At 60.4% G+C, this 2219-nt stretch carries 4 protein-coding genes and 1 pseudogene; 3 read left to right on the forward strand and 2 right to left on the reverse strand.

Going from position 1 to position 2219, the window contains the following annotated elements:
* Both EN893_RS30080 and EN893_RS30085 read left to right on the forward strand, forming a co-directional pair.
* Positions 1 to 137, forward strand: a pseudogene (locus tag EN893_RS30080) (threonine dehydratase); the annotation flags it as partial.
* Positions 134 to 700: a DUF1697 domain-containing protein gene (locus EN893_RS30085; protein WP_127271772.1), complete on the forward strand. Its 567-nt coding sequence runs from the start codon at positions 134 to 136 to the stop codon at positions 698 to 700. The pseudogene EN893_RS30080 and the gene EN893_RS30085, both read left to right, overlap by 4 nt.
* Before the next feature lie 5 nt (positions 701 to 705).
* Here EN893_RS30085 and EN893_RS30090 read toward each other — a convergent pair whose 3' ends face one another.
* Together EN893_RS30090 and gloA are read right to left on the reverse strand one after the other, a co-directional pair.
* Positions 706 to 999, reverse strand: coding sequence for a DUF2218 domain-containing protein (locus EN893_RS30090; protein ID WP_127271774.1), 294 nt, complete (start codon positions 997 to 999; stop codon positions 706 to 708).
* 145 nt (positions 1000 to 1144) lie between these two features.
* Positions 1145 to 1585, reverse strand: a complete 441-nt coding sequence (gene gloA / locus EN893_RS30095) for a lactoylglutathione lyase (RefSeq protein WP_128362026.1) — start codon at positions 1583 to 1585, stop codon at positions 1145 to 1147.
* 217 nt (positions 1586 to 1802) lie between these two features.
* Between gloA and EN893_RS30100 the strand changes: the two genes are divergently transcribed.
* Positions 1803 to 2219 (forward strand): cold shock domain-containing protein (locus tag EN893_RS30100; protein WP_128362027.1); only part of this gene is annotated, 417 nt, incomplete at its 3' end.

Consider the following 2219-nt stretch of genomic DNA (forward strand, 5'->3'; position numbering starts at 1 on the left):
ATTTCGGTTCGGTGCTGATCGGCATCGAAACCAAGGACCGCCGCAATTTCGATCTGCTCAAAGCGAAGTTCGAGGCCGAGGGCGTCCAGTATCAGGACATCACCGACAACGAGACATTGGCCGGGTTCATCATATGAGCGGCAAGGAGGCAGGAAAAATCTTCGTCGCGCTGTTTTCCGGCATCAATGTCGGCGGCAACCGCATCGTCAAAATGGCGGAGCTGCGGTCGTTCTTCGAGGATCTCGGCTTTTCCGATGTCGCCACCTATGTGCAGAGCGGCAATGCCGTGTTCCGGGCGAAGAAGGGCGACGCGGCCGCGCTGACGAAACAGATCGAAGCAGCCTTCGAGAAGAAATGGGGTTTTTATTCGCGCATCATGGTGCGCGATCTCTCATGGTTCGAGCGGCTGGTGAACGAAAACCCTTACCCGGAAGTTGCCGGGGACCATACCAAGCTGCATGCCTATGTGCTGGAGCGCGAGCCGACAGCGGACGAGGTGGCGCGACTGACCGAAAAGTGCACCGGCCCCGAACGCTTCGAGATCAAGGGCGATGTGCTCTACTTGCACGCGCCGGACGGGCTGGGCAAATCGGTGTTTGCCGGGCTGATCCCGCGCACGCTGAAAGTCCCGGGCACCGCACGCAACTGGCGCTCCGTGCAGGCGCTGCTGGAGATGGCTGCTCAGACCGGTGGGAAGTAGGCGGCCTATGCCGCCGGTGCTGGTTTCCAGTCGAAGGTCAGTTCTTCGCGGAAAGCAAAGCGCTTGATGTGATCGGCGACAACGCTTTCCAGGCGCTCGATCGATCCCGCTTCGTCGGTCGACACCGTGATATGCAGTGTCGCCGCATTGGCATCCATGACGGTACGGCCCATTGAGAGATCGATGGTGCCGTGGGTGGGATCGAACTCGACCGGGAATTTGTGCGCCCAGTGCTTGCACAGCTGCTGCAGGTAGCGGCTGGCATGTTCGGTGGCGACGTCGGCATGGCTGGTCGGCATGAATTCTCCTGGGCAAGCGCCTGTTGCATGGCTGGGCGCCGGCCCAAGCCTGGCGCCTCAGCCAGACAGATAGGCGCCGCCCCTGAAAAACCAAACGGTACCGGGCCGTCAGCCTGGCATTGTCCGCTCAAGACAGCGTGATCGGCTACCAGCTTCCGGTGTTCGCCAACGAAGCCCAGGGCTCCGCCTTGGCCTTGGCCGGGCCTTTCTGCAGAAGCTCGATCGAGATGCCGTCCGGCGACTTGACGAAAGCCATGTTGCCGTCGCGCGGCGGCCGGTTGATGATGACGCCATTGTCCATCAGATGCTGGCAGGTGGCGTAGATGTCGTCGACCTCATAAGCGAGGTGGCCGAAATTGCGTCCGCCCTTGTAGTCTTCCGGATCCCAATTGTAGGTCAGTTCGATCAGCGGTGCCTTGTCGGCGATGCCGCTTTGCTCGTCTTCGGAGGCCGCGAGGAAGATCAGCGTGAAGCGGCCTTGCTCGTTTTCGTAGCGGCGCACTTCCTTGAGGCCGAGCTTGTTGCAGTAGAAGTCGAGCGAGGCATCGACGTCGGTGACGCGGATCATGGTGTGCAGATAGCGCATGTGATTTCCTCGATAAATTGCGTTGCGGCGCAACATAGGGTCGGCCCTGTCAAAGGGCAATCGTGCGGCGGTGCGCAATGCCGGCAAAGAACAAATCCGGTATTGCCCAAATGAACCGTGAAAAAAGGCACGGCAGGTCTTGCACAGACCGGAAGCCGCAGTGTTAATCTGTTGGCAAGAATCAGTTGCGGTGTTCTTGAAAAAAGGGGGCATTCTTATGGGGGAAAAGGCCTCTTTGACGGGGCGGGACGGACCCCTCGGCGACGCCTTGCAGCGTGACGAAGGCGGCGATGCCGCGGACTTGCTCGAAATAGCCGGCGCCATCAAGTGGTTCGATGTGGCCAAGGGCTATGGTTTCATTTTGCCGGATGACGGCATTTCCGGCGATATCCTCCTCCATGTGACATGTCTTCGAAGGGATGGCTTTCAGACGGCCCTGGAGGGCGCACGCGTGGTCTGCCTCGTCAAACATGGCGACCGCGGATTGCAGGCCTTCCGGGTGCTCTCTATGGACGTCACCACCGCGGTCCACCCGGCCGAGATGCAGGAGCAGCGCACCCATGTCGCGGTGACGCCGGAGAGCGGTCTCGAACGCGCCCTGGTGAAATGGTTCAACCGCACCAAGGGGTTTGGT

Origin of the sequence: Mesorhizobium sp. M7A.F.Ca.CA.004.04.2.1, from assembly GCF_004022825.1 — a bacterium.
GTDB lineage: Bacteria > Pseudomonadota > Alphaproteobacteria > Rhizobiales > Rhizobiaceae > Mesorhizobium.